Below are 26,663 nucleotides of genomic sequence, written 5' to 3' on the forward strand. Positions count from 1 at the left end.
TTTGATTCGTTGACGAAAAGCGAAGTAGCTTGACAGTTAGGGGACGGATTGCGTAAAGTGGCAAGGTTGAGAATGAAATAGGAGGACCACAGGTATGCCAAAATTACCAAAAGCGGTCTGGATCCTCGTCCTTGCGATGGCCATCAATACGACGGGATCCTCTTTTTTATGGCCGTTTAATACATTATATATTCATGAATATTTAGGAGAGTCGATGACAAAAGCAGGGATGGCATTGTTCGTCAACTCTGCCTTAGCAATCGTCGGAAACTACTTAGGTGGAAAAGCGTTTGACCGTCTCGGTGGCAAGAAGACGCTTGTCATCAGTGTCATCGGACTTGTCCTGTCTTCCGTTGGCTTGTTGCTATTTCATCAGACGTACCTCGGATACGTCGCGATGCTTGGATTGATTGGATTCGTCGGTGGGATGGTTTTTCCGACGATCTACGCGATGACGGGTGTCATCTGGCCGGAAGGCGGGCGCCGTGCCTTTAATGCGATCTATGTCGCACAAAACGTCGGTGTAGCGCTCGGGACAGCAGTCAGTGGTCAAATCGCTGCCTTTTCGATTCAGTACATCTTCATCGCCAATCTCGTCCTCTACATCGCCTTTGCCATCATTTTGTTAGTCGGTTTATCCTGGATTCAGGCACCAGCGCGAATGCATGCGGCACATGACGAGATCGAAACGACACGCACACCCCTTGCGCGCGGTGCAGCACGGACGATGTTGCTCGTCTCGATCGGGTATGCCTTACTTTGGTTCGTTTATGTGCAATGGCAAGGAACCTTTGCCGTACACACGAAATCGCTCGGTGTCACGATTTCCGAGTACTCGATTCTTTGGACGATCAACGGAGCACTCATCGTGTTCGCACAACCTTTATTAACACCAATTCTCCGGTGGTTTGGAGATGACTTGAAGCGACAATTGATGACCGGTACAGGAATCTTCCTCTTGTCTTATCTGATCGTTCCGTTCGCAGGCGGCTTCAAGATGTTCCTCGTCGCGATGATCATTTTGACGATTGGTGAGATGTTCATCTGGCCAGCGGTTCCTGCTATGGCGGCGAGACTCGCGCCAATCGGAAAAGAAGGAGAGTTCCAGGGATACGTCAATATTGCCGCTTCAGCGGGACGGATGATCAGTCCGACCGTCGGAGGGTTGATCTACGATTTATCCGGTATGTCAGCGGTCTTCTTGGCATTGATTGGATTGATTCTGTTAGCAGGCGTCGTATTCCTTCGTGCCATTCCTAAAATCACATCATGAGCATCATCTGTAAGACAGCGGACATTAGATTCGCTGTCTTTTTTTTACATCATTAATGCGCTAATTATAAAACAAATCATTATTAATATGGAATATTTCGGCAAAGAAACGGGTACTTTCTAATCAAGAACTTGAAAAGAAAGTTCATGTGAACGTTGCTTCTTTTTGACTGGAGGTGCACGAATGGAAAGGTGTCAATTCATCACAGATGCCGCAACTTGGACGACACACGTACAGCAACAGCCTCTTGATATCTTCTACAGTCACCAATACGTCACGCTTAACGCTAGACCGTCTGAGCAAGCGGTGTTATTTCGTTATGAAGGTCATGCGGGAACACTGTTCTATCCCTTTTTAAAGCGTCGGATTTTTGATACGCCTTATTCAGATCTCATCACGCCGTATGGCTACGGCGGACCGGAAATCGTCGGTCGCTTAACCGCAACTGAAATGCAGCATGCACGTCTATCGTTTGAAAGGTGGGCGGAGCAAGAATCGGTCGTCTCGGAAATGATTCGCTTTAATCCGTTGACGGGCAATGAACGACTCATGCGTAACTGGACGGAAGCTTCTTTCATCCGTCATACGACGAGCATTGATTTGCGCCCCTCACTAGAAGAAATCATGCAGACGTTCCATAAGAAAACGAGAAGTATGATTCGTAAATCGCTCGCTTCACCGTTAACCGTTAGAACAGGAACACGAGACGATTTATCTGTTTTTTTGGCGTTGTATCATGAAACGATGGACCGGAAGAATGCTTCGGCTCATTACTATTTTACGGCGAGTTATTTTGAGCAATTATTGGAAGCGAATCCACTCTGTGAGCCATTGTTACTGATTGCGGAAATCGACGGAGAACCTGTTGGTGGATACTTCGTATTGCTCGGAAAAGAATATGCCCACGGTCATTTGATTGGTTGTAAGCGGGACGAAGCGAAGATGTTCCCAAATCAACGACTTGAGTACGAAGCGATTCTTCAGGCGAAAGCACGCGGTCTCGTCGAACAACATCTCGGAGGTGGATATCAAGAACGGGATAGTCTCTTTGAGAGTAAATGCCGTTACACCGGGTACCGTTTATTTGAGTATCATCAAGGAAAATCGATTCTTCAACCAGCCATATACGATCAGTTGTGTATACGATACGGGTCAGATGCTAATTCGGATTATTTTCCGGCTTACCGACAAACCAGTGTCCAAATGGCGACAAGTTAAACAGTAACTAAATGAAGAAGGTGAAACGACTACATCGTGTAGTCGTTTTTTTGATATGCTGAAATCATGATAGATCAATTGAGGGGGATGTGTCTTGAAAAAACGAGGTCTTATTTTTGATATGGATGGGGTCATCTTAGATAGTGAAATCCGCTACTTTGAGGTCCACCAGCAGATGTTCAAAACGTTATCGATTCCGCTCGATCCGGTTCAGTATGCGACATTCATGGGGAAAACAGGAGATGAGATGTGGGAAGAACTTGTCGCGCAACACGAGCTCCCAGAAACAGCGAGTGCTTTACTTGAGGAAGAACATCGCTTGTTTCAAATTCATGCAAAACCAGAGGCGTGTGGTTTAAAAGAGGGAGTCAAACAAGTCATCGAACAAGCGACATCTCTTGGTTACGATATCGGGATCGCTTCTTCGAGTTCGCTTCAAAAAATCGAACGCGTCATCCGTCATTACGAGCTTCCAATCACGCATTACGTCAGTGGGGAAGAAGTCGTGCGTTCGAAGCCGGATCCCGCGATTTTTCGACTTGCGGCATCACGAATCGGGCACGCACCTGAGAATTGTCTCGTCATTGAAGACGCTGCAAACGGGATGATCGGCGCAAAAGCAGCTGGTATGGAAGTGATTGCGCTTCTTGATGACCGGATGCCAGCGCAACGTTTAGAACAAGCAGATCATATTGCGCGATCGCATGCGGAAATTGAGGAAATTTTACGGAAGCGTTGACGCTTGAGGAAGAAACAGATTACACTAGGAAAAGATAGTCAAATGCAGGGAACTGAAGTAGTAGGGGAAAGGTGCCGTCAAGAGAGCTGGTGGAGGGTGCGAACCAGTCGGTAACAACCGTGAACTCGTCAGGGAGCACGATTCGTGAAGTCGTAGTAGCGAATCCGGTCCTTCACACCGTTATCTGTGAATCAAGCGGTCTGTCATAGACAGACAACGTGGGTGGTACCGCGGAAGCCAAACCGGTCTTTCGTCCCTATTCCTAGGGGCGGAGGACCGGTTTTTTTTAGATTAGAGGAGGAAAAGACATGCCGTACAATCATCGCGAAATTGAACCAAAATGGCAGGCGCGTTGGGATCAAGACAACGCCTTCGTCACGACAGAAGATCCAGAAAAAGAAGGGTTTTATGCCCTTGATATGTTCCCGTATCCGTCAGGTGCCGGACTCCACGTTGGACACCCGGAAGGCTACACGGCAACGGACATCCTCGCGCGGATGAAACGGATGCAAGGATACAACGTCTTGCACCCAATGGGTTGGGATGCGTTCGGGTTACCAGCAGAACAATACGCCCTCGATACAGGGAATGACCCACGTGAATTCACAGCGAAAAACATCGAGACGTTCAAGCGTCAGCTGAAAGAACTTGGATTCTCCTATGACTGGGATCGTGAAATCAACACGACGGATCCGAAGTACTACAAATGGACACAGTGGATCTTTACGAAGTTGTATGAAAAAGGACTCGCGTTCGTGGACGAAGTCGCGGTCAACTGGTGCCCGGCACTTGGAACCGTTCTTGCGAATGAAGAAGTCATCGACGGATTATCTGAACGCGGAAATCATCCGGTCGTGCGTGTTCCGATGCGTCAGTGGGTCTTGAAAATCACGGAATATGCGGATCGTCTTCTTGAAGATCTCGATGACCTCGACTGGCCGGATTCTGTTAAAGAGATGCAACGGAACTGGATCGGGAAATCAGAAGGTGCTGAGATCGATTTCACGATTGATGGACATAAAAAACAAGTTACGGTCTTTACGACACGTCCGGACACAATCTTTGGTGCGACGTACCTCGTGCTTGCGCCGGAGCATCCATTCGTAGCTGACATCACGACAGCGGATCACAAGGAAGCCGTCGATACGTACATTTCGCAAGTCCAAACGAAGTCAGACCTCGAACGGACGGATTTAGCGAAGGAAAAAACAGGCGTCTTCACGGGTGCTTTCGCCGTCAATCCAATCTCAGGTGATCGTCTTCCGATCTGGATCGCTGATTATGTCCTTGCTTCTTATGGAACGGGTGCAATCATGGCGGTTCCAGGACACGATGAGCGCGACCATGAATTCGCGAAACAATTCGACTTGCCAATCGTTGAGGTCGTCGCGGGTGGAAACGTCGATGAAGCAGCCTATACAGGAGAGGGCGAACACGTCAACTCGCATATGCTTGATGGTCTTGGAAAACAAGAAGCAATCGAGACGATGATTGCTGAACTCGAAACGAATCAAGTCGGACGCAAGAAAATCACGTATCGTCTCCGCGACTGGTTGTTCAGTCGTCAACGGTATTGGGGTGAGCCAATCCCAGTCGTTCATATGGAAGATGGTTCGATGAAGACGCTTAGCCAAGAGGAATTACCGCTCGAACTCCCAATCATTCCGGAGATCAAGCCGTCTGGTACAGGCGAATCACCACTTGCGCTTGCGGAAGACTGGTTGGATTATACGGATCCTGAAACAGGAATGAAAGGGCGTCGCGAGACGAATACGATGCCACAATGGGGCGGAAGCTGCTGGTATTATCTTCGTTTCATCGATCCGCACAATGAAGAGGCGATCGCGGATCCAGAAAAATTAAAATATTGGCTTCCAGTCGATATTTACATCGGTGGTGCGGAACACGCCGTTCTCCACTTATTGTATGCACGCTTCTGGCATAAAGTCTTGTATGATGCAGGCGTCGTGCCAACAAAAGAACCATTCCAGAAGTTATACAACCAAGGGATGATTCTTGGAGAGAACAACGAGAAAATGTCGAAATCACGCGGTAACGTCATCAATCCGGATGAAATCGTTAAATCGCATGGTGCGGATACGTTACGCTTGTATGAAATGTTCATGGGTCCACTCGATGCATCAGTTGCCTGGTCTGAGAACGGACTTGACGGTGCGCGTCGTTTCCTCGATCGTGTCTGGCGCTTGTTCGAACGGACAGCAGACATTCAAGATGTCGCAGAAGTCGATGCTGACTTCGAACGGACATACCACCAGACGGTCAAGAAGGTTACGGAAGACTTCGCGAACATCCAGTTCAACACCGGAATTTCGCAACTCATGGTCTTCGTCAACGAAGCAAACAAACAGCCGGTGCTTCCGCGTCACTTCCTTCGTGGATTCATCCAATTGTTAACACCAGTTGCACCGCACCTTGGTGAGGAACTCTGGGAACAACTTGGATTTGAAGAGACATTGACGTATGCGGCATGGCCAACATTCGATGAATCGAAACTCGTCAGCGATACGATGGAATTCGTCATTCAAGTGAACGGAAAAGTTCGCTCGAAAATCGAAATCAACATCGACGCGACAAAAGAAGAAATCGAGGCACTTGCCTTTGCCGACGAAAAGACACAAGAATGGATCGGCGACAAGACGGTTCGAAAAGTCATCGTCGTACCGAAAAAATTAATCAACATCGTAGCAAATTAAGCCATAGCCCCTTTCATTCGTTTGACGCGAATGGAGGGGGTTTCTTCATTTCCGTCGCAAGTCCGCTTTTTTTTTGAACGTCCTTCTGATACACTGAATCAGAAACCGAGAAAGAAAGGCGATTACCATCAATGAAACGATCTTATATAGTCTATACAACGATTTTTGCCGTCGTTTCGGGTTTGATTCTTTGTGTACTGCTCGTCTTCTCAAAACCAGAGACGATGTCGCGTATTCAGGAAACGTTCGCGAAAATCGAGACGCAATCGAAGCATCAGGCAGCTGTCAAACAGGTGCCGACGAAAACGCCTTCAGCCATTCCGAATCCGGAAGAACCATTAATTAAGAATGTCCAGCAGATGTTATATGATGATTCCATCGGGTCGTACCTCGTCGTCACAGACGATTATCGTTTCTTTGAAATTAGTGGAACAGGTGAGAGGATCAATGCCTCCTTCCAATTAGAAGAAGGGAAATTACTTCTTTCTGGCCTCGATGGCATGACACTCGTTGACGGAGAGACCGTCGCTTTATTGACATCGAATCAGATTCTCGTGACAATCACGCGAAAAGATGGTGTCTGGAGCGAAGAAAAACGTGAAAAAGTACAGGGGACGACGATTCGAGACAGTTTCCATGGGCTTGGATATGATGCGAAGAAAAAGGAATTCTATACGATCAATCATATCCGTGCAATCGGACGTGTGGAATTGACTCGTTTCGCCATGAAAGAGGATAAAATTAAGATTGATTCAGATGCGTCGGAAAAGAAAAAACGCGCTTTAAAGAAAAAGCAAAAGCCGCCGTATTTATCGATCGTAGAACGAAGTAAAATTGAACCGGCGAATGGGATGCGAAGTGATGCGAAGAAAGTATTCGAATCAGACTTCCGACCAATTGGTCTTGCGGAACGACAAGGACGCATCTACACACTTGATTCAGAAGCACTCTATCTCTATTCGATTGATCAGAAAGATCAGACGATCACGGGAGAGACGGCAAGTCCAAAGGTCTATGGTTCAAAAGGGATTTTCGTACAGGATAATGAATTGTTTGCCTTAGTCGAGACAGATAAGTTTTCGAGCCGATCGTTCACACCGATTGACTGATGCATAAAAAGAAAAGACCCGATTCTTCTGATTAACACAGACGAATCGGGTCTTGTTCATATTAAGAGACAGTGTCACGTGCCATTTCTGCAGCGTGGCTACCGGCGCAATGACCCGTCACGAACGCGGCTGTAATGTTGTATCCACCCGTATAGCCGTGAATATCAAGAATTTCACCAGCGAAGAATAACCGTTCGGCTTTTTTTGACATCATTGTTTTTGGATCAATCTCTTTGATCGAGACGCCGCCACCCGTGACGAAGGCTTTATCGAAATCGAGCGTTCCCGTTGCTCTGAGTGGGAATCGTTTCAATTGTTGGAGGAAGTCCGTCCAGTCTTGTTTCTTCACTTGTGTACAGACTTCATCGCCAAAGCCGATTCGAGCGAATAGGAGTTCAAGCAACCGTTCTGGTACGAAACCACGAAGAGCATTGCGGACTGTTTTCTTCGGATTTGCGGCAATGGCTGCTTGGAAACGTTCTGTTAAGGCACCGAGGGATTCGTCCGGGAAGAGATCAATCGATAGATGAACGATCGTTTCTTTCGAACGTTTGCGTTCTTTGATCGTATATTGGCTACACCGTAAAGCAATCGGACCACTTAAACCGAAGTGTGTGAACAGTAGATCACCTGTATGTGTCTTGATCGCCTTATCTTTTTTACCGTGGACCGTTAGAGCGACGTCACGCAGCGACAGCCCTTGTAATGTTTTTTCGTGAATGAACGTATCACCTAACAGAATCGGAACTTCCGTTGGGAAGAGTTCCGTGATCGTGTGACCCGCTTTTTCAGCCCACGGATAGCCGTCACCCGTTGAACCGGTATGCGGAACAGATTGACCACCGACCGCGACGATACAACTTTTTGCTTCAAGACGCATGCCATTCTCTAATATGACAGCTGCAAAAGAACCATCCGGATGGAAATCGAGCGTAGCGACTTGCGCATCCGTTTGAATCTCGGCACCATGCGCGCGGATTTGATCGATCAATACACGAACGACATCCGCTGCCTTATCTGAGACAGGGAACATCCGACCGTTGTCCTCTTCTTTAAGTGCGACGCCAAATCCTTCGAAGAGTTCGATGATCGATTCATTGTTGAATTGAGAGAAGGCGCTATATAAGAAACGTCCGTTTCCCGGGATCGACTGGACGAGCTCGTCGAGTGGTTTTCGATTCGTGACGTTACAGCGTCCGCCGCCAGAGATTGCGAGCTTCCTTCCTAATTTATTCCCTTTATCGAGCAGGAGGGTTCGAGCTCCAGCTTGTAAGGAGGCGAGCGTTGCCATCAAGCCGCTCGGTCCGCCCCCGATTACGATTACATCGTACATATGGTCACCTCATTCATAGAATTCTGCTTGTTTCACTTTAGCAGAAGTTGCGACTGTAAACAAACCGTCTCTTTCAATTACAGAAAGACAGCGGTATAATGATTTGCAATTGTGTACGAGAGAACTTGTATAATGAGACAGTCATGATTAGAGTGTCGAGTTTAAAAATTAGAAAGCGTGAGGGATGTTACCATGTCCACAGTCAACAATAAACAGTCCACTTCTCCCGGTAATGCGGGATTCGTTCGTGGGACGATGCTCCTATCCGGTGCGTCACTGATTTCCCGCGCACTAGGTTTGATCTACCTCTTTCCATTCCAGTTCATGGTCGGTGCTACAGGTATCATGTTTTATACGTATGCCTACAACTATTACACGATCATGATTGGTGTCGCGACAGCGGGAATTCCCGTTGCCGTCTCAAAATTCGTCGCCAAGTATAATGCGCTTGGGGAATACGATACGAGTGAGCGATTGTATCGATCGGGTTTGAAAATCATGTCCTTGACCGGCGTTGTTTCTTTTCTCGCCTTATTCTTCCTCGCTCCGTATTTAGCCCACCGAGCGATTCCGGGTGGGGACGTCGATTCAGCGGCATACGTCGATGCCGTCACGATGACGATTCGAGGAGTCAGTTTTGCTTTACTCTTGATTCCGCCGATGAGTATGACACGTGGATACTTCCAAGGATATCAATCGATGGGACCGACCGCGATTTCACAAATCTTAGAACAAATCGTCCGAATCATTTTCTTGCTCGCAGGAGTCAGCATCGCCATCTATCTCTTTGATTCTGGGGTAGCATGGGCAGCGACGATTGCAACATTCAGCGCATTTATTGGAGCAATCGGAAGTATAGTCGTTCTGATTTACTATTTCCGTAAACGTGCGAGTGGATTACGAGAACTCCGTGCAACTCAAACCGTCCGTTCGCCGGATCGCCCGTTAACGGATTTGTACAAAGAGTTGTTAGCCTATGCGATTCCAATCGTCATGGTAGGCGTTTCGACGCCGCTTTATCAAGTCATCGACCAGAATACGATGAATGCAGCATTACAAAGTATCGGTTATACACTCGAAGCTGCTGGAAATGCAACGGCCTATCTGATTGCGGATAGTCATAAGATCGTCTTGATTCCGGTGTCGGTCGCAACAGGATTGTCGTTATCTGCAACTCCACTGTTAACAGCGTCCTTCACGCAAGGAGATATGCGGAAAGTACGGGCTCAAATCTCGCAGATTTATCAACTCGTCTTCTTTATTACGATTCCGGCAGTCGTCGGGATGATTCTCCTCAGTGAAGAAACGTTCCATGTGCTCTTCCCGAAAGATCAGGCAGCATGGGTCTATCTCTTAAGTTATGCGCCAAGTGCGTTGTTCCTCGCCTTGTATTCGGTCACAGCGGCAGTCCTACAAGGAATCAACCGGCAATACTTCACGATTGTTGCGACGATTGCCGGACTACTTGCGAAGTATCTCTTGAATGCACCGTTGATTCATTTAACAGGTGACGGGACAGGTGCCGGTTATGCAACGATCATCGGTTACCTTGTTGCGACGGGATTGATGTTCTTCCGAATCACACAAACAGTGAAGTTTCCATTCAGTACCGTCTTGCGCCGGACATCGTTAATTCTAATCATTAGTGCGTTGATGGGGGCGGTTGTCGCGCTCGTGAAGTGGGGAATGGTGTCCTTCTTACCAGAGACGACATGGGCATCTCTGTTGATCCTGATCATCGGTGCGGTAGTTGGAATCGTGATTTTCGCTGGACTTTCGATTTGGAGTGGTTTAGCAGAGGTCATATTAGGGCGTAAATTTTCATTGAAACGAGGACGAAATCATGCGTCTAGATAAATTGTTATCCAACATGGGGGCAGGCTCCCGAAAAGAAGTAAAACTTTTGCTCAAGGCAGGGGCAATTCAAGTCGATGGTGAGATCGTTCGTGATCCGAAACAACATGTCGATGTCGAGTCACAACAGGTTCTGATGTACGGCGAACCGGTCACGTATCAAAAATACATCTACTTGATGATGAATAAACCACCGGGTGTCATTAGTGCGACGGAGGATAAACGAGATGAGACCGTCATCGATCTGTTGTTTGAAGACGTGACGTATTTCAAACCGTTTCCGGTCGGACGACTTGATAAGGATACAGAAGGTTTGTTGTTACTGACAAACGATGGAGCGTTCAATCATGCCTTGATGTCTCCGAAAAAACACGTTGAAAAAACGTATTACGCGGAAGTGACAGGTGTATTGACGCAAGAAGACGTCGAGGCAATTGCGGCAGGCGTCACCTTAGAAGACGGTTATCAGGCAAAGCCAGGAAAACTCGTCATCTTATCGACGACAGAAACAGATTCAACGCTTGAATTGACGATCACGGAAGGGAAGTTCCATCAAGTCAAACGGATGATGCTTGCCCTAGGTAAAGAGGTCACGTTCTTGAAACGGCGCTCGATTGGTCGTTTAGAGCTTGATTCGGCACTTGCACTCGGGGACTACCGTGAACTGACACAAGAGGAATTGTCGTTATTTGATTGGCAACCTGAATAAGCAAAGCAAAAAGGCGGTGGAATGAATGTACATTCCATCGCCTTTTATTGTGGGATTTAATTATTGATTACGTAGTGCTTCTGCGATCGGATAAGGACCGCTGAGTACTTCGAATACACGAGATTGTGTCGGATGATCAATCAAGTGAACGAACAGCGCTGCCACATCGTCACGAGACACCTTACGATCTTCGTATGAATCAAAATGCTCTTTCGTTTCAACAGTACCTGTTGGGTCATCGTAGCTGAGCGGACCAGGACGGACGATTGTATAGTCGAGTCCACTTTCTTTGAGGTGAGCGTCTGCTGCTGCTTTCGATTCAAGATACACTTTTAGTTCGCCTTTCGGTTCTTCCGTACCGACTGAACTGAGCATCAGGAAACGATCGATCCCGTTGGCTTTTGCTGCATCGATGACTTTGATCGCACCTTCCTGATCGACGGCGCGTGTCAATTCGTCCGATGCGCCACCAGCACCCGCTGCAAAGATGACGACGTCCGCGTTACTGATGACGCCACTGACATCCTTCGTCAAATCCCCAAGTCTGACTTCAGATGCGCCGAGTGCAATCAAATCGTTGATTTGATTTTCTTCCCGTACGACCGCGATCGCTTGGTGATCTCCTTGTTTAGCGATCAATTCGACCATCTTGCGTCCTGTCGTTCCGTTTGCTCCAATGATTAAAATATTCATTCTCATCATCTCCTTCTCCCAATAGCTATACCCCACGTTTTAAAAAAGATAACAAAAAAAGACGCGAAGAATCGCGTCATCGAAAGATATACATAGTGAAACAGTGGATCAACCCGCTTGCTTTTGTTTCTTACTCGACGTCCATGTACCGCGTCGAGGGCTCACAATGAGATTGTTGTATTCAAGCACGTTCAAATCCCGCTGGACGGTCCTTGAAGTGATGCCAAACTCTTCAACCAACTCTGCTGTCGTAGTAGCTCCGTTCTCTTGGATGTAGAGATAGATCGATTTAATCCGGGTCAACATACGGTCTGTAGAATCTTTCATTGGTATAACCACTCCCCCAATGGATAGAATAGTGTTCTAAAGCTTCGGGTGACAAAAGACAATGCAATATCCAGTTGTTTCGCCTTTAGTATAACGTTTTGATATTAAAATGCAAGTAATTTAACCGAACGTTTTCATAAAAAATATATTCAAATGGTTTGTAAAGTCGATAATTTAGGTTTTATTTTAGATTAATGTTCGTCATTTCAATAAATAAAAAAGAAAACAGAATTTGGATGTTCGTATCTGAACGAATATTCGCTATACTAGGAAGGTGTATAGGAAACGAATCCAAAACCCGTAATGAAGGAGCGAAATCAGATGGTGAATTGGAAAGAGGAAGTACTCGCACGTCGCGAGGACTTATTAGAAGATTTAAAAGAATTATTACGGATTCCGAGTGTACTCGACGAATCCACGATCGAAGAGGGCGCGCCGTTTGGTCATGAAGTCAAACGTGCCCTCGATTGGATGCTCGCGACAGGGGAACGCGATGGGTTCACGACAAAAAATGTCGATGGGTATGCAGGACATTTGGAATATGGTCAAGGGGAAGAGTTACTCGGTATTCTTTGTCACTTAGACGTCGTACCAGCTGGTGGCGATCACTGGACATACGGTCCATTCAACCCGACGCTTGTAGATGGAAAACTGTATGCACGTGGAGCAATCGATGATAAAGGACCGACGATGGCAGCTTATTACGCTTTGAAAATCGTCAAAGAACTTGGCTTACCACTCTCGAAGCGCATCCGTCTGATTGCAGGAGGGGATGAGGAGAGTGAATGGCGTTGTGTCAATCATTACTTCAAACATGAAGAGATGCCCACACTTGGTTTTGCACCAGATGCCGACTTCCCGATCATCAATGCGGAAAAAGGACTCTATGATGGGTTATTGATTCAAGGGAAACCAGCGCAAGCATCTGATACAGGCTACCATCTCGTTCGTTTTGAAGGTGGCGAACGTCCGAACATGGTTCCAGGTCATGCCCAAGCGCTTCTTCGTGTCGTCGAAGTAGGAACGCTTGAGACGGATTTCCATGCTTATCTTGAAGAACAAGGTTTGACGGGAACAGTCAAGCAAGAAACGGAAGGTCTCATACTTGATGTCAATGGTGTCGCAGCCCATGCGATGGAGCCGGACAATGGTAAAAATGCTGCTTTACATTTGGCACGTTTCCTCAATACGCTTCACTTGGATTATAACGGTCGTCGTTACATTCAACTCGTGACGCATATGTTCCGGGATTCTCGCGGTGTAGCGATGGGTGTCGCTGCTTCAGACGAGACAGGTGACTTAACGATCAATGGCGGTGTATTCCGTTACGCCGAAGAGCAAGGAACGGCATCAATCAATATCCGTTACCCGTATACAGCAGACTTCACGGAACGTTTGCAAATCATCAAGGAAGCCGCGGCAGGATATGGTTTTGAATTGCAGACGCGGACGCACATGACACCGCACCATGTTGATCCAAACCATGAATTGATCAAGACGCTAAGTGCCGTCTATGAGCGCCATACGAACCAATCAGCTGATCTGATAGCAATTGGTGGCGGCACATATGCGCGTTCATTGACGGCGGGAGTTGCTTTTGGTCCAGTCTTCCCGGGTGGTCCTGAAGTTGCTCACCAAGTCGATGAATATGTTGATTTTGATGAACTATTGCTTGCTGTCGCAATCTATGCAGAAGCGATTTATGAGCTCGCAAAATAATGATTGATGATCCCCGCATCGTAAAGATGGGGGGATTGCTTCTTGAAAGGAAGTTCCGTGTGAAAAATCGTCAAACCTATCATTTCCAAGCCTTATATTTCTTTATTTTCTTTGGACAAGGAGCACTCATTCCGTATCTCGCGCTTTATTTCTCAAACGACGCGTTCGGACTGTCGGCTTCAGAGATTGGAACAATCGTTGCGATTGGACCGATTCTCTCCATTTTCCTACAACCTGTTTGGGGAATCGCGGCGGACCGACTCGGAAAACCGAAACGACTCTTGCTCGTCGCGATGCTTGCTGCCGGTATTTTTACACTCAGTTACTTATTGACGTCTGCTTATCTACTTTTATTATTGATTTCTTGCGTTTGGGCGTTGTTCCAGTGCGCGCATATTCCGCTCGTGGATACATTAGCGATCGAGTACACGCGAAAGCGTAAAGTGGATTACGGCGCTTTACGTCTTTTTGGCTCAGCAGGGTTCGCTTTAGCTGTTTTCATTCTTGGGCAAATCACTGAGGGTGGCGGACTAAATCTGATTTTTTATGCAACCGGTGCAGCATGGGTTCTCGGTTTCCTTGTGCTGATCGGTATTGAAGAGACGGGCAGCGTCCATGTTTCACATCAGCAACCCGTACCGTTAAAACAACTCTTCTCGAATCGACGCTTCTTGTTGTTCCTAGCAGGGGGGAGTTTGATCTTCGGACCCATCTTCGCCAACAATTATTACTTTGGCAGTTACGTCACGATTCGTGGCGAGACGACGGCACTCGTCGGAACATTATTCTTCGTCGCCGTTCTGTGCGAAATTCCGTTCATGCGCATCGCCTCGCGTCTGTTATTACGATTCGGAGCGATTCCGGTTCTTGTATTCGTTTCCTTGTTGTCGGCTGCGCGGACGGCGATGATTGCTTTAGAACTTCCAATCGTCATGCTGTGGGTATTATCTGCGATGCAAGGAATGATCGTTGGTCTGTTGATCCCTGTCGCCTTAGATTATGTGCGATCTCTCGTTCCAGAGACGATGGTCGCAACAGCCGTCAGTACATATATGGCGACGACGACGGGACTCGCGACAGCGTTGTTTAATCTGATGAGTGGTTTTGTACTCGAGGAGAGTACAATCTATACCGTCTTTTGGGTATATACAAGTAGTAGTATCCTAGGCGCGATTCTGTATGGTATCAGTGGTCGTATGAAGGAGTGAGCGCGACGATGAGACAAGAACGACACTTTTTCATTGCTTTGCCGATCCCTTCTAAAGATTTGGCAAATCTTGCTGAACGGTTATCGCTACCTGAGTACTTTCGTAACGTCTATACGTTAGAAGAGTATCATCTAACACTTCGTTTTTTCGGTCCATTGGAGGAAAAAGAACAGCAGTCGTGGAAACAGCAGTTACAGCAGATCGCGCGTACGATGGAACCGTTCGTGCTACGATTCGATCGTTTGATCACGTTCGGTCGGGATGAACGACCACGCGTCGTAGGATTTGGAACGGAATCGGAAGAATTGTTTCAATTAGTGGAACAGATTGATCCGAATTCGACCAGACCATTCGTTCCGCATGTCACGATCGCGAAAAAGTGGCGCGCTGAGGCAGCCGAATGGAAGACGAGTCCGATCCGATCAATAGAGTGGACTGTTCGTGAACTCGTTCTATTTGAAGTACGACCAGAGGTTTCACCGCGATATGAGCCGGTTTATCGGATTCATCTAGGTGAAGAGGAATGAGGTGATCCCCATCGCAATTTTGATGAAACTATATGACTTAGATAGTCGATTTGAAAAAAATCCGCTAGAGATGACGAAACGATTTGTTGAACACCAGGCACTTGATTATACGAACGTTTATCGCAAATGGGAGACAGGAGAATTGTTTCCAGGGGAGACGCTTATCCGTCCGAAGAAGTGGTGGCAAGTGATGAAAAAAAGTGAAGTCATTCAACTTCCGGGTAAACAATTATCTCGAAGAGCGTTTGATAAATGGTACAAAAAACGTCTCGAGTTACAAAAACTCTTGAACGTCGCTGGCGGAGCAGGGGAGGAGGACATTTGGCGGATTCCATTAAAACGTCATTTAGACTTCTATCAGATGTTGCATCTACTAAATGAACAATATGCGATGTTTTATCGGGCGGTCATTCACTATCAAGTCGGAGAAGTCGAGTTGAGTCCATTTGTCGTCGGTCCGTCCGCGATCTATATCATGGAATGGCTCGATGGTGAAGAGAGTATTTATCATATTCGACGAGATAAGTTGTGGCGGGAACAACCGTTCAAAGCATCTGTGAAACAGATTTTGAACCCGAATATCAGTTTAAAACGAACGGAAGACATTTTGCATACGATTCTTGGACGAGATTACGATTTACCGATCGAACGGGTCATCTTAGCTCCAAGTGGTTATTTTGATAAGATTCCAAAAGAAACGACGACGACGTATGTCAATAAAGTGGATTTTCCTAAATGGTTGAATCGTATGAATGGGAATGCGACTCATACAAAAGCTGCTCAAATGCGTGTGTGTGAAAAAATCCTAAAGGAAACCGTATCGATTTCGTTTCAAATGGCGATCCAAAGTGAGGAACAGTCACGCATTCAAGAGTAAGGGAGGGAGCGACGGCATTGTCGTTGCGAAAGAGATGACAAACCAAGAAGTAGCGATACCAGTGATCCGGGCGGAGTTCTCATCGTTCCAAAGCATCCGAGTCGAGGTCGAAGGCAATCCGTCAATCCACTGGTCGCTTGAATGTGATGGACAATCACTTGCGATCCAGCAAGTCGAAACACACCGTGAGGAACAACTGGTGATTTATGAATTGACGGTTCTGGAACCGGTCGAGCTCGAATGCCGATATGAGGTGTTCGGAGCAGGGAGGTCGATTCGCGTCGTTCCTGACCGGTTAGTCCGGACGGAAGCGTTCGAGCGCAAGTACCGTTACGAAGGGAAGCTCGGTGTCTGGGAAGAAAAGGGTACATTTCACTTTGCTGTTTGGTCACCGGTCGCAGAACGGATCATGTGTGTCGTGTACGATCAAGATGAACGGTTGCTCGGAAAGTACGAAATGGAGCGACACGAGCAAGGTGCTTATCATCTTCAACTGGAACAAGATATCGCAGAGTGCTGGTATCGGTATGAAGTGACGACATACCTTGGCACACAAGAGATCGTTGATCCGTACGCTAGTGCGATATCGGAGAATGGTCGATACGGTGTCATCGTTGACGTCGAACGGACGATGACCAAGTGGTTCCCGAAGCGTGTCGCGCGTCCTCTGTTCGTCAAACCGTCAGACGCTGTCATCTACGAAGCGAATATCCGTGATTTCACGATCGATCACTCAGCTGGTTCAAGTTATCCGGGTCAATACACAGGGATGACGGAACGAGGAACGCGCTCTCCTCGAGGTCATGCGACGGGACTTGATTATCTCCTGGATCTCGGGATCACCCATCTGCAATTGCTACCAGTCCACTTTTTTGAGACGACCGATGAACGGACGCGGTCTCCATATAACTGGGGATACGACCCAATGCTTTGGTTCGGGCTAGCTGGGAGTTATGCGAGTTCGGTTGAACCACTCGTTCGCGTCAGAGAATACGCGGAAATGGTAGAGCGACTCCATGAAGCAGGCATTCGTGTCACATTCGATGTCGTCATGAATCACGTCTTCATTCGAGAACGCTCCTCTCTCGAACAGCTTGTCCCTGGTTATTATTTCCGCTACGAAGTAGACGGAACACTATCGAACGGAACAGGTGTCGGAAATGATACCGCATCTGAGCGATTCATGATGCGCCGTCTGATCGTTGACTGTTTGACGTACTTTGCTCGAGTCTACCGGATTGATGCCTTTCGATTTGATTTGATGGGGATTCATGATATTGAGACGATGAATGATGTTCGTGCGGCGCTCGATGCGATTGATCCAACGATTCTAGTGTATGGAGAAGGGTGGGATCTCGCGACAGCGTTACCGGAACGATTAAAGGCGATGAGTGCCTCCGCTGCGCAAATGCCGCGGATCGCCCATTTTAATGATGTGTTCCGTGACGCGTTAAAAGGATCGACGTTCAGTGAATTCGACCGAGGATTCGTTGCGGGAGATGGCTGGAAGGAAGGGGAAGTCCGAAACGGGATTGCGGGAAGTATCCACATCGACAATCAAACGTACGGACGTTTTCCGGAACCTACCTATTCCATCAATTATGTCGAAGCGCACGACAATCATACGTTATACGATAAATTAAAGTTATCTTGTCCAGAGGCAGATGAACAGCAATTATTGCGGATGAGTCGCTTAGCTCAGACGATTGCCTTGTTTGCGCAAGGGATTCCGTTTCTTCACGCAGGTCAAGAGTTCTTACGCACGAAACAAGGTGTTGAAAACAGCTATAACGCACCAGACGAGATCAATCGAATGGACTGGGAACGGCGGGATGATCATCTGTCCCTTGTCACATACATCAAGACGATTTTGCAGATTCGTAGAATGCATGGCGGATTCCGGTTGCACCGAGCGAATCAGATTCGCGAGTTGCTTCATTTCATCGACTTACGTCCGGGTGTCATTGCTTATGAACTTGGAGCGGTCCACTCGTATGATGCATGGCAACGCACGCTCATCGTTTACAATACGACGCGCGAAATCGTTGAAATCTCACTTGATCATTCACGCTGGAATGTGCATGTACAAGGGGATGAAGCCTCGGTCGACCCACTTCTGAAAGGTGTCGACAGGATTCAGGTCCTTCCGTTGTCAACGACGATCGCAACGTGTTAAGATAAGCATTGTGCCTTAGGCAAATCTACTAAAAAAGTTGAGCGGATTATAATGGAATTAGATATTTTAGATGCGCTTGGCGAAGGCTGGACCCTTACGCCAGCAGGTGGAATCACAGGAGAAGCGTACATCGCTTCAACCGGACAATCGAAGTTGTTTTTAAAACGAAATTCATCGCCGTTTTTGGCGATTTTATCCGCAGACGGAATCGTTCCGAAGTTATTATGGACGAAACGGATTTATAGTGGGGACGTCATCAGCGCCCAACAGTTCATTGAAGGCGACGAGTTAGAGCCCGAAATGATGGAACGTCCTGAAGTAGCACGTTTGCTTGGGAAAATCCATGATTCGAAGGAATTACTGTTCATGCTACAACAGCTTGACCAGCGCCCGATCGAACCTGATGAGTTATTGCGACAATGTCGTTTGTACTTTCAACCGGATGATTTAGAGGATCCGGAGCTCGTGGAACATGCGATGGTTTACCTCGAACAAAATCTGGAGCAGGTAAGAACGGATGAGCAGGTCGTTTGTCATTCAGATTTAAACCACAATAACTGGTTGACGGGAGCAGACGGTCAACTCTATCTGAACGATTGGGATGATGCGATTATTGCTGACCGTGCGTACGATCTTGGAATGATGTTATATAGTTATGTCGACGAAGCGGCTTGGCCAGAATGGTTCGAACATTATGGACATCCTTTGACGAGTGATCTGAAACAACGGATGCACTGGTATGTCGTAGCGCAAGCAGTATTGTCACTCTACTGGTATGAAGATACGCGTCATCCGGATGTCGACGACAGTTATCATTTTCTTGAACAGCTACTTGAATACTCAAACGACTAAAAAGCGTGTCATTCCGAAAGGGAACGACACGCTTTTTTGCTTAACCTTCAGCGATTTTAATTTCTTTTTCAATATCATGACTTTCGAGATCTGCCGATCGATAAGCCGCTGTCGTCGGTAGACGTAAATCAAGTTGCGGCTTTTCTTCGAATGTGACGGTGACGTTCTTAACTGTGTAGTCAAAGACGTGACCACCACCTGCGCGAGCAGCATCGATGAAATGAAGGTGATATCCGGCGACGGCGATACCGTGACCAAATCGTGGTGTATAGTATCCGGCAAGCGTTCCTTCCGTGTGCTCGAACGTACGAGCGCTTTGAGAAGCGACAGCTTCCGTGATTGGAACGAACGGTTTTTCCTGGCGTGCGACGGTGCGTGTCTGAACCTCCGTGAATGTTCCGTCAATCCGGATAGCATAAAAGCTATTGATCGTTGGGAGTTGTTCGTTCAGCCAGTGCTCAAACGTCGCTTTTGACATCTCTTCCGTCACGGTCAGGGTTTGTTCCGGCTCGAAACGGGTTAATGTCGCGAAAGGTGTCGTCGTCTCAGGTTGGAGCGGTCGAGCACTACCATCTGAGCGGAGTTGATAGAATTGACCATCGAATCCAATCATCTCACCGTCTAAGTGGTCAAACGTTCCGATACCGAAATCACGTTGATCAAGGACGGAAGCATACGTGACTTCACTCTCAAATACGCCGTCAAGCAGTGCCATCATCGTTGAAATCTGGACGAGTGTTTTATCGTGTGCCATGTGAATCCTCCTTAGTTCAATTGATCGAGATGAACTTGTTCTCCGAGCGCGATGTTGTCACGGTAATCGATCGGTACATCGACGATGACGGGACCGTCTGTCGCGAGTGCTTCATCCATGATCGCGGCTAGTTCAGATGGATGATTGACGCGAAGTCCTTTTGCTCCAAAGCTCTCAGCATATTTGACGAGATCAACGTCACCAAATGACGTACCGGATTTCCGTTTGTATTTCATCTCTTGTTGGAACGCGACCATATCGAATCCGCTGTCGCGCCAGACGAAGTGGACGAGTGGTGAGTTCAAGCGGACAGCTGTCTCAAGTTCCATTGCAGAGAAGAGGAATCCGCCGTCACCTGAAATCGAGACCGCTTTTTTTCTTGGACGTACGAGTGTTGCCGCGATTGCCCAAGGAAGTGCGACGCCGAGTGTTTGCATCCCGTTACTAAAGAGAAGGTGGCGTGGTTCATATGAACGAAAATGACGTGCCATCCAAATATAGTGTGAGCCGACATCGACCGTGACGGTGACATCGTCCGCAATTTTTTCACGCAACGTCTTCATGAAATAAAGTGGATGCGTCAACGGAGAATCCGCGACAGGAGGAACATCACGATCGACAAGACGTTGATGCAATCCTTCAAGGAACTGAACAGAGCTTTCAGGTAATGTGAGTGGTCGTAGGCGTTCAGCGATCGCATCGACGGTTTTCGCCATATCACCGACAAGTTCACGGTCTGGACGATAGAAGTGGTCAATTTCAGCGCGCATTTGATCGATGTGGACAAGCGTGCGGTCGTGCGTCGGTTGGTTCCAGAATTTCGGATCATAGCCGATCGGGTCATAGCCGATCGAGAGCACGAGATCCGCCTCTGCGAGTAATGCGTCACCCGGTTGGTTGCGGAACAGTCCGACACGTCCATAGAAATTCGATTCAAGTTCACGTGATAATGTGCCGGCTGCTTGGAATGTCTGAACGACAGGAATCGAGACGTTTTTGAGTAACGAACGAATCGAGTGTACGACGTCTGGTTGACTCGCGCGCATACCGAGTAACAAGACAGGGAGTTTTGCCTCTTGAATCAGACGGGCTGTTTCATCGACCCATGCTTCTGGTGCAACGCCGAGCTTTGGAGCTTCAACCGCACGGAACGCTGTGACGTTCGCTTCGCTTAGCCCGACGTCTTGCGGGATACTGACGAAAGCAGCTCCAGCTGTCGTTTCAGCTGTTCGGAAAGCATTCGATAATACTTCTGGAATGTTGTCGGCATCTTGTACTTCCGCGCTGAAGTTCGTAATCGGTGTAAAGAGTGCCTGATTGTCCATCGACTGATGTGTTCGTTTTAAACGATCGGCCCGTGTGACAGCTCCGGCAATTGCGACAACAGGGTCACCTTCAGAGTTCGCCGTCACAAGACCAGTCGCTAAATTCGATGCCCCAGGACCAGATGTCACAAGAACAACACCCGGTTTGTCCGTCAAGCGTCCGATGGCTTGAGCCATGAAGGCAGCGTTTTGTTCGTGGCGTGCAACAATGAGTTCAGGTCCCCGGTCCTGTAACACATTGAAGACGGAATCGATTTTGGCGCCGGGAATACCGAAGATGTAATCGACACCCTGCTCGATGAGTGAATCGACAACTAGATCCGCACCTGTTTTCTTCTGTACTAATTCTTTTGAATCGCTGTTTTTATTTTCGTTCATTACAATTCTCCTTTTTACCAACGTTTTTGGTGTTCGATAGCTGTAATAAATTATCTGTTTCAAAAAAGTATACATCTGTTTCATGGTAAAACCAACCTAAAATCATTTAGAAAATAAAAAAAGTACCTTGTGTATGATTACACAAGGTACAGAGATTGCCCTTATTCGACGTCGACTTTTCCGAAAGTCGCCCAGACGAACAAAGCAGTGACTCCCAAGACGAGAACGATGGGAGATGCCCAACTAATCAAGAAATCATCCACAGTATAGCCCTCCTTTTCGGTTCTTACGTACCTTAAGTGTATTAGAATGCTCACTATTTCTCAAGTGACGAACTGCTGAACATTCTTCGATAGGAAACGAAGAAGTTCTTATATAATTACCCGAATCATGATAAACTTATCTGCGGATAATTTAAGTTTGGAAAGGATGAACGATAGTGCGTTTACGACATAAACCATGGGCGCAGGATTATATGAAGGAACAATCCTCGATCTATATAGCAGAACCAGCATCTCTTAAAGGAGCATGGGCTAGCGAGTTCAAGAATGATAACCCGATCTACATCGAAGTGGGATCAGGGAAAGGAGCATTCATTACCGGAATGGCGCACCAACACCCGGATATCAACTTCATCGCGATCGAACTATTCGAAAGCGTTGCCGTGACGATCGTTCAAAAATTGGTCGAAACACCACAATCGAACGTTCGCGTCTTGACGGTCGATGCAAAAGACTTACGTGATTACTTTGAAAAAGGTGAAGTGTCCCGCGTGTACTTGAACTTCTCTGATCCATGGCCAAAGACACGTCATGCGAAACGCCGCTTGACGTATAAAACATTCCTCTCGACATATGAAGATATTTTACCAGCGAAAGGTCAAATCCACTTCAAGACAGATAATCGGAAGTTGTTCGAATCGAGTTTGATGACGATGTCAGCATACGGCATGCGCTTCGACTGGATGTCACTTGATTTACATGCGAATGAACCGGAAGATAACGTCCGAACAGAGTACGAAGAGCGTTTTTCATCAATGGGTCAACCGATTTATCGGATGGAAGCAACGTACCAAAATTAATTTAGACAAAAAGTTTTCTTATTTTCCTGGTATTTCTTTCACACTTTTTTCTTATTAATTGGTACAATGTTGTTGACTGAAGAACTTGTACTTATAGGTAAAGGGGGAATTTGGGGATGTGGCAGAAAAGCTTAGCCTTCGTAACGGCGCTCTTTCTCGCATTAAGTATCGGTCAATCGGTACTTGCTGCGGTTGATACCTCAGAAATGACGAAAGCATTAGATGAGGAATTACCAACGACGCATTACGATTATAAAAAAGGTTCGGTCGAAATCGAGGATCCGAAGACGTTCACGAATGAAAAAGGAGAAGAAGTCATCGGCGGGATCGCTGTCATCGAGACAGTCCGTGACGGCATCTTCATCACAATCAAACGTGAAATCCACTTCTTCAATGCCGATAGCGGTAAATTGTTGACGAGTGCCGATGCTGCAAAAGTTGATGGCGTAAAAGAATACATCGACGGTAACTCGGATAATCTTCAACAAAAAGTCGTCTACTGGTTACCGATGCTCTTGATGTTGTTGATCATCGCTGTACCAGCAGTCATCTTATACATCGTTGTTCCACGTCTATACTCGACGACGGAATACATGAACCCGATCTACGAACGCAACGACAACCCGCGTTAATTAAGAAAAAAAGCCTCTATCCAATCGGATAGGGGCTTTTCTCATGCAAGCAACACGAAGATGAAAGCGAGTATGGCAGGCAAGCCTTGTTTGAGTAAAATGGAGCGATTGGCAGTCACGGCGCCATAAAGCGCAGCGATGATGACACATGCTAAAAAGAACAATTGGACAGCCACATCCTGACGAATCAGACCAAATACGAGTCCGGCTGCTAAAAATCCATTATATAAGCCTTGATTCGCAAAAAGTGTCCGAATTTGTTGTGATGCAACAGCTTCGTCCGTTAAACCGAACGTTCGACGAGCCGCTTTGGAAGAAAGAAAGAACATTTCAAGTGCTAAAATATAAAAGTGTTCCAAAGCAACGAGGATAACGAACAGCGTAGCAAGAATCGACATGAATCATACCTCCTTCAGATGAACGTGGAAAAAAGACCGTACTTCGTCGATCGAAGCACGGTCTTTTGATTAAGCGTATTCGAGTAAAGCGCCAGTTTCGGCATCAACTGTGAATTGATACGTTTTTTCGTCATCACCTTCAAGGACCGAGATGCCACCTTTGTAGCTTTGGTAGTCACGTGACTCATATGCGTAAGCCTCTGGTGTTGCAGAGATCCATGCACCTTGGACACGTCCTTTTGCTGAAAATGTGCGTTTCGTGATTTCGAGCGCTTCCTCGGCAGAAAGTTGTTTGTCATCAACGGCTTTCTTCACTGCGAAAGCGGCGACGACAGCTGCTGCCAATCCGATAATCCAATAGCGTTTTTTCATTAAAATTCCCCTCCTTACAGGTTCTATTCCTACTGTACCAAATAATTCGTTCAGAGAGAAACAAAAGGTTAAGTGATAGAAGCAATTTTTTGTATAATGAGAAGCAGGAGGCGATACATATGAATGAAAAAACGAGAGAGTTATTTCGAACACTGACGGAATTAAATGGGGCACCAGGGTTTGAGCACGACGTTCGTCAGTTCGTTCGCGAGCGCATCACACCTGTCACGGATGAGATCGTTACGGATGGACTCGGTTCGATTTTCGGAAAACGAACAGGCGATGCGACAGGACCGAAAGTCATGGTTGCCGGGCACATGGACGAAGTGGCATTCATGGTGACGCAAATCACGAAGAACGGAATGTTACGGATTCAACCGCTCGGTGGCTGGTGGAGCCAAGTGTTGCTTGCGCAACGCTTCTCGATCTGTACGGATAGCGGTGTCATCCCTGGTGTCATCGCATCGATTCCACCACACTTGTTGACAGAAGAAGTACGCAATAAGCCGATGGCGATCAAAGACATGTTCATCGATATCGGTGCAGACTCAAAAGAAGAGGCAGAATCGTTTGGAGTACGTCCGGGTATTCCTGCCGTACCATTCTTCCCGTTCACACCGATGGCGAATCCGAAGAAGATCATGGCGAAAGCATGGGATAATCGCTATGGTGTCGGAATGGCGATTGAATTACTGGAAGAGACGACAGCGGCGGATCATCCGAACATTTTGTTCTCGGGTGCAACGGTTCAAGAAGAAGTTGGATTGCGCGGAGCGCAAACAGCGACAGCACTCATCGATCCCGACGTCGCGTTCGTCGTCGACGCTTCTCCTGCCAATGATGCATCAGGAGACAAAACGGAATTCGGTCAACTCGGACAAGGCCCATTGCTTCGAATTAAAGACAGTGTCATGATTCTCTCAAAAGAGATGACAGATTACGTCCTCGATACGGCAGAATCGAACAAGATTCCGTACCAATATTATGTCGGTGCAGGTGGAACCGATGGTGGTGTCATCCATCGTTCGAATAATGGGATTCCAACGACAGTCGTTGGTTTACCAGCACGCTACATCCATACGCATGCATCGATCATGCATACAGATGATTATGATGCGGCGAAGGAATTGCTTCGGAAACTCGTCACGAACCTCGATACGACGACGCTCGCGACGCTGCAAGTTAAGTGAATGACATGACAGACAGTGGATGTGAATCCGCTGTCTGTTTTTGTTTAATAAGAACGATGTAAGTACGGACTGTCTTGTCAGTTGAAAAAACAATGTAGTCGGATAGAAAGGAGATTTGATATAATGATACGCGATGTTAAGAAAAGGACGTGACAAGATGTTCAAACAAAAAGGGATTTCACTTAGCCCTAAAGTATATTTCATCACCGTATTAAGTTATATGGCACTTGGCTTGTTTAGTTCGTTGATCATGGGTCTCATCATCCGGACGATTGGTGAAGGACTGGTGGGGCGTGGTGTAGAGGCGAAGTTCCTCATTCAGTTAGGAGAGCAGGCGATCGCACTGACTGGACCAGCAATCGGTGTGGCTGTAGCGTTTGCACTTGAGGCACCACCGCTGATCTTGTTCGCAGCAGTTGCCGTTGGTGCGTTCGGATATGAAGCAGGAGGACCAGCAGGGAGTTACATTGCAACGCTTCTTGCGACAGAGGTCGGAAAACTCGTTTCAAAGACGACACGACTCGATATTTTATTGACGCCGTTTGTTACGTTACTAGCCGGATTCGTTGCCGGACGTTACGCGGGAAAGTGGATTGGGAAAGGGATGACGGATCTTGGTGAGTTGATTCGTTGGGGAACGGAACGCGAACCATTATTCATGGGAATTTTTGTTGCTACCGTCATGGGTCTTGCATTGACGGCGCCGATTTCGAGTGCCGCGCTTGGAATCATGCTTGGTTTGGATGGACTTGCTGCAGGGGCGGCGACGATCGGTTGTGCGGCACAGATGATTGGGTTTGGCGTCATCAGTTACCGTGATAACGGAATCGGTGGCGTGGTTGCCCAAGGGATTGGTACGTCGATGTTACAAGTAGGGAATATCATTCGAAATCCTTGGATTCTTCTACCGCCGACTGTAGCCGGCGCAATCCTAGCGCCATTTGCGACTGTTCTGTTGATGCTTGAGAGCAATCCGGAAGGTTCTGGTATGGGCACGAGCGGATTCGTTGGTCCGTTGATGTTATTAAAAACGATGGGGTTCGAAATGGAGTATTATCTAGCAGTCGCTGTCCTCTGTTTCCTTGCGCCTGGCATCATCAGTTATTTCATTTATCGCCTATTACGACGTCTCGGTCGGATTCAAGATGGCGATTTAAAAATCGAATATTAAATACAAAAAGCTGATTCTAAAGGATACGCCTGTT

Annotated in this window: 25 protein-coding genes and 1 other annotated feature; of the genes, 17 read left to right on the plus strand and 8 right to left on the minus strand. The window is 47.2% G+C overall.

The genetic code is table 11. From position 1 onward, the window contains the following. Window positions 1-94: 94 nt before the first annotated feature. From NOM72_RS02605 to NOM72_RS02625, 5 genes are all read left to right on the plus strand, one after another. Entirely contained in the window at window positions 95-1,273 is a 1,179-nt protein-coding gene (locus tag NOM72_RS02605) for an MDR family MFS transporter (protein WP_255997695.1), read from the plus strand. Window positions 1,274-1,456: 183 nt separating this feature from the next. Continuing rightward, window positions 1,457-2,491 (plus strand): GNAT family N-acetyltransferase, encoded by a 1,035-nt coding sequence (locus tag NOM72_RS02610; protein ID WP_023469103.1) that lies wholly within the window; start codon window positions 1,457-1,459, stop codon window positions 2,489-2,491. 94 nt (window positions 2,492-2,585) lie between these two features. Continuing rightward, window positions 2,586-3,230, plus strand: a complete 645-nt coding sequence (locus NOM72_RS02615) for an HAD family hydrolase (protein ID WP_035396464.1) — start codon at window positions 2,586-2,588, stop codon at window positions 3,228-3,230. Window positions 3,231-3,268: 38 nt separating this feature from the next. Further along, window positions 3,269-3,491 (plus strand) — a binding site (T-box leader). A gap of 47 nt (window positions 3,492-3,538) precedes the next feature. Continuing rightward, window positions 3,539-5,944, plus strand: a complete 2,406-nt coding sequence (gene leuS, locus NOM72_RS02620) for a leucine--tRNA ligase (RefSeq protein ID WP_035396465.1) — start codon at window positions 3,539-3,541, stop codon at window positions 5,942-5,944. A 131-nt stretch (window positions 5,945-6,075) separates the two neighbouring features. After that, window positions 6,076-7,053 carry a hypothetical protein gene (locus NOM72_RS02625; RefSeq protein WP_255997698.1) on the plus strand — a complete coding sequence of 326 codons (978 nt, stop codon included), beginning with the start codon at window positions 6,076-6,078 and terminating at the stop codon, window positions 7,051-7,053. A 61-nt stretch (window positions 7,054-7,114) separates the two neighbouring features. Here the strand turns inward: NOM72_RS02625 and NOM72_RS02630 are convergent, their stop codons facing one another. Beyond that, entirely contained in the window at window positions 7,115-8,386 is a 1,272-nt protein-coding gene (locus tag NOM72_RS02630) for a BaiN/RdsA family NAD(P)/FAD-dependent oxidoreductase (protein WP_058713884.1), read from the minus strand. A 192-nt stretch (window positions 8,387-8,578) separates the two neighbouring features. Here NOM72_RS02630 and NOM72_RS02635 point away from each other — a divergent pair, with 192 nt between their 5' ends. Then, a complete protein-coding gene (locus tag NOM72_RS02635) occupies window positions 8,579-10,243 on the plus strand; it encodes a putative polysaccharide biosynthesis protein (RefSeq protein ID WP_058264703.1) in 1,665 nt (554 codons plus the stop codon). Further along, the gene (locus NOM72_RS02640) at window positions 10,230-10,949 is read left to right on the plus strand and encodes a pseudouridine synthase (protein ID WP_023469097.1); all 720 of its coding nucleotides are present in this window, start codon (window positions 10,230-10,232) and stop codon (window positions 10,947-10,949) included. Before NOM72_RS02635 ends, NOM72_RS02640 begins: the two co-directional genes overlap by 14 nt. A gap of 60 nt (window positions 10,950-11,009) precedes the next feature. On the opposite strand, the gene NOM72_RS02645 is transcribed toward NOM72_RS02640, so the two are convergent. Beyond that, entirely contained in the window at window positions 11,010-11,642 is a 633-nt protein-coding gene (locus NOM72_RS02645; protein ID WP_023469096.1) for an SDR family oxidoreductase, read from the minus strand. A 108-nt stretch (window positions 11,643-11,750) separates the two neighbouring features. Beyond that, window positions 11,751-11,969, minus strand: a complete 219-nt coding sequence (locus NOM72_RS02650) for a DeoR family transcriptional regulator (RefSeq protein WP_023469095.1) — start codon at window positions 11,967-11,969, stop codon at window positions 11,751-11,753. A gap of 321 nt (window positions 11,970-12,290) precedes the next feature. Here NOM72_RS02650 and pepV point away from each other — a divergent pair, with 321 nt between their 5' ends. From pepV to NOM72_RS02680, 6 genes are read left to right on the plus strand one after another with little or no spacing between them, the layout of a single operon-like run. Beyond that, window positions 12,291-13,688, plus strand: coding sequence for a dipeptidase PepV (gene pepV / locus NOM72_RS02655; RefSeq protein ID WP_023469094.1), 1,398 nt, complete (start codon window positions 12,291-12,293; stop codon window positions 13,686-13,688). A 59-nt stretch (window positions 13,689-13,747) separates the two neighbouring features. Then, window positions 13,748-14,896, plus strand: coding sequence for an MFS transporter (locus tag NOM72_RS02660; protein WP_023469093.1), 1,149 nt, complete (start codon window positions 13,748-13,750; stop codon window positions 14,894-14,896). Between the two features lie 8 nt (window positions 14,897-14,904). After that, a complete protein-coding gene (thpR, locus tag NOM72_RS02665; protein WP_035396473.1) occupies window positions 14,905-15,423 on the plus strand; it encodes an RNA 2',3'-cyclic phosphodiesterase in 519 nt (172 codons plus the stop codon). Window position 15,424: 1 nt separating this feature from the next. Beyond that, window positions 15,425-16,300: a hypothetical protein gene (locus tag NOM72_RS02670; RefSeq protein ID WP_241492304.1), complete on the plus strand. Its 876-nt coding sequence runs from the start codon at window positions 15,425-15,427 to the stop codon at window positions 16,298-16,300. A gap of 34 nt (window positions 16,301-16,334) precedes the next feature. Further along, complete coding sequence (gene pulA / locus NOM72_RS02675) at window positions 16,335-18,476, plus strand: type I pullulanase (protein ID WP_255997704.1); 2,142 nt, start codon at window positions 16,335-16,337, stop codon at window positions 18,474-18,476. Window positions 18,477-18,527: 51 nt separating this feature from the next. Beyond that, entirely contained in the window at window positions 18,528-19,328 is an 801-nt protein-coding gene (locus NOM72_RS02680) for a phosphotransferase family protein (RefSeq protein WP_023469090.1), read from the plus strand. 40 nt (window positions 19,329-19,368) lie between these two features. On the opposite strand, the gene budA is transcribed toward NOM72_RS02680, so the two are convergent. The 3 genes from budA to cydS all read right to left on the minus strand — a co-directional run bounded on the left by budA (window position 19,369) and on the right by cydS (window position 22,048). Further along, the gene (gene budA, locus NOM72_RS02685; RefSeq protein WP_023469089.1) at window positions 19,369-20,082 is read right to left on the minus strand and encodes an acetolactate decarboxylase; all 714 of its coding nucleotides are present in this window, start codon (window positions 20,080-20,082) and stop codon (window positions 19,369-19,371) included. A gap of 11 nt (window positions 20,083-20,093) precedes the next feature. Beyond that, window positions 20,094-21,785, minus strand: coding sequence for an acetolactate synthase AlsS (alsS, locus tag NOM72_RS02690; RefSeq protein ID WP_255997707.1), 1,692 nt, complete (start codon window positions 21,783-21,785; stop codon window positions 20,094-20,096). Between the two features lie 161 nt (window positions 21,786-21,946). Beyond that, the gene (gene cydS, locus NOM72_RS16200) at window positions 21,947-22,048 is read right to left on the minus strand and encodes a cytochrome bd oxidase small subunit CydS family protein (RefSeq protein WP_483298311.1); all 102 of its coding nucleotides are present in this window, start codon (window positions 22,046-22,048) and stop codon (window positions 21,947-21,949) included. A 176-nt stretch (window positions 22,049-22,224) separates the two neighbouring features. Between cydS and trmB the strand changes: the two genes are divergently transcribed. Then, window positions 22,225-22,866, plus strand: a complete 642-nt coding sequence (trmB, locus tag NOM72_RS02695) for a tRNA (guanosine(46)-N7)-methyltransferase TrmB (protein ID WP_023469086.1) — start codon at window positions 22,225-22,227, stop codon at window positions 22,864-22,866. A gap of 116 nt (window positions 22,867-22,982) precedes the next feature. Continuing rightward, window positions 22,983-23,498, plus strand: coding sequence for a hypothetical protein (locus NOM72_RS02700; RefSeq protein ID WP_058264706.1), 516 nt, complete (start codon window positions 22,983-22,985; stop codon window positions 23,496-23,498). Window positions 23,499-23,539: 41 nt separating this feature from the next. Here NOM72_RS02700 and NOM72_RS02705 read toward each other — a convergent pair whose 3' ends face one another. Together NOM72_RS02705 and NOM72_RS02710 are read right to left on the minus strand one after the other, a co-directional pair. Continuing rightward, entirely contained in the window at window positions 23,540-23,896 is a 357-nt protein-coding gene (locus NOM72_RS02705) for a DUF1304 domain-containing protein (RefSeq protein ID WP_058264707.1), read from the minus strand. Window positions 23,897-23,965: 69 nt separating this feature from the next. Beyond that, entirely contained in the window at window positions 23,966-24,268 is a 303-nt protein-coding gene (locus NOM72_RS02710; protein ID WP_023469083.1) for a PepSY domain-containing protein, read from the minus strand. Between the two features lie 119 nt (window positions 24,269-24,387). Here NOM72_RS02710 and NOM72_RS02715 point away from each other — a divergent pair, with 119 nt between their 5' ends. Both NOM72_RS02715 and NOM72_RS02720 read left to right on the plus strand, forming a co-directional pair. Continuing rightward, window positions 24,388-25,458, plus strand: coding sequence for a M42 family metallopeptidase (locus NOM72_RS02715; protein WP_255997710.1), 1,071 nt, complete (start codon window positions 24,388-24,390; stop codon window positions 25,456-25,458). 157 nt (window positions 25,459-25,615) lie between these two features. Continuing rightward, the gene (locus NOM72_RS02720; protein WP_023469081.1) at window positions 25,616-26,629 is read left to right on the plus strand and encodes a PTS sugar transporter subunit IIC; all 1,014 of its coding nucleotides are present in this window, start codon (window positions 25,616-25,618) and stop codon (window positions 26,627-26,629) included. Window positions 26,630-26,663: the final 34 nt, after the last annotated feature.

Source organism: Exiguobacterium sp. LL15, from assembly GCF_024436095.1.
Classification (GTDB): Bacteria; Bacillota; Bacilli; order Exiguobacteriales; family Exiguobacteriaceae; genus Exiguobacterium_A; species Exiguobacterium_A indicum.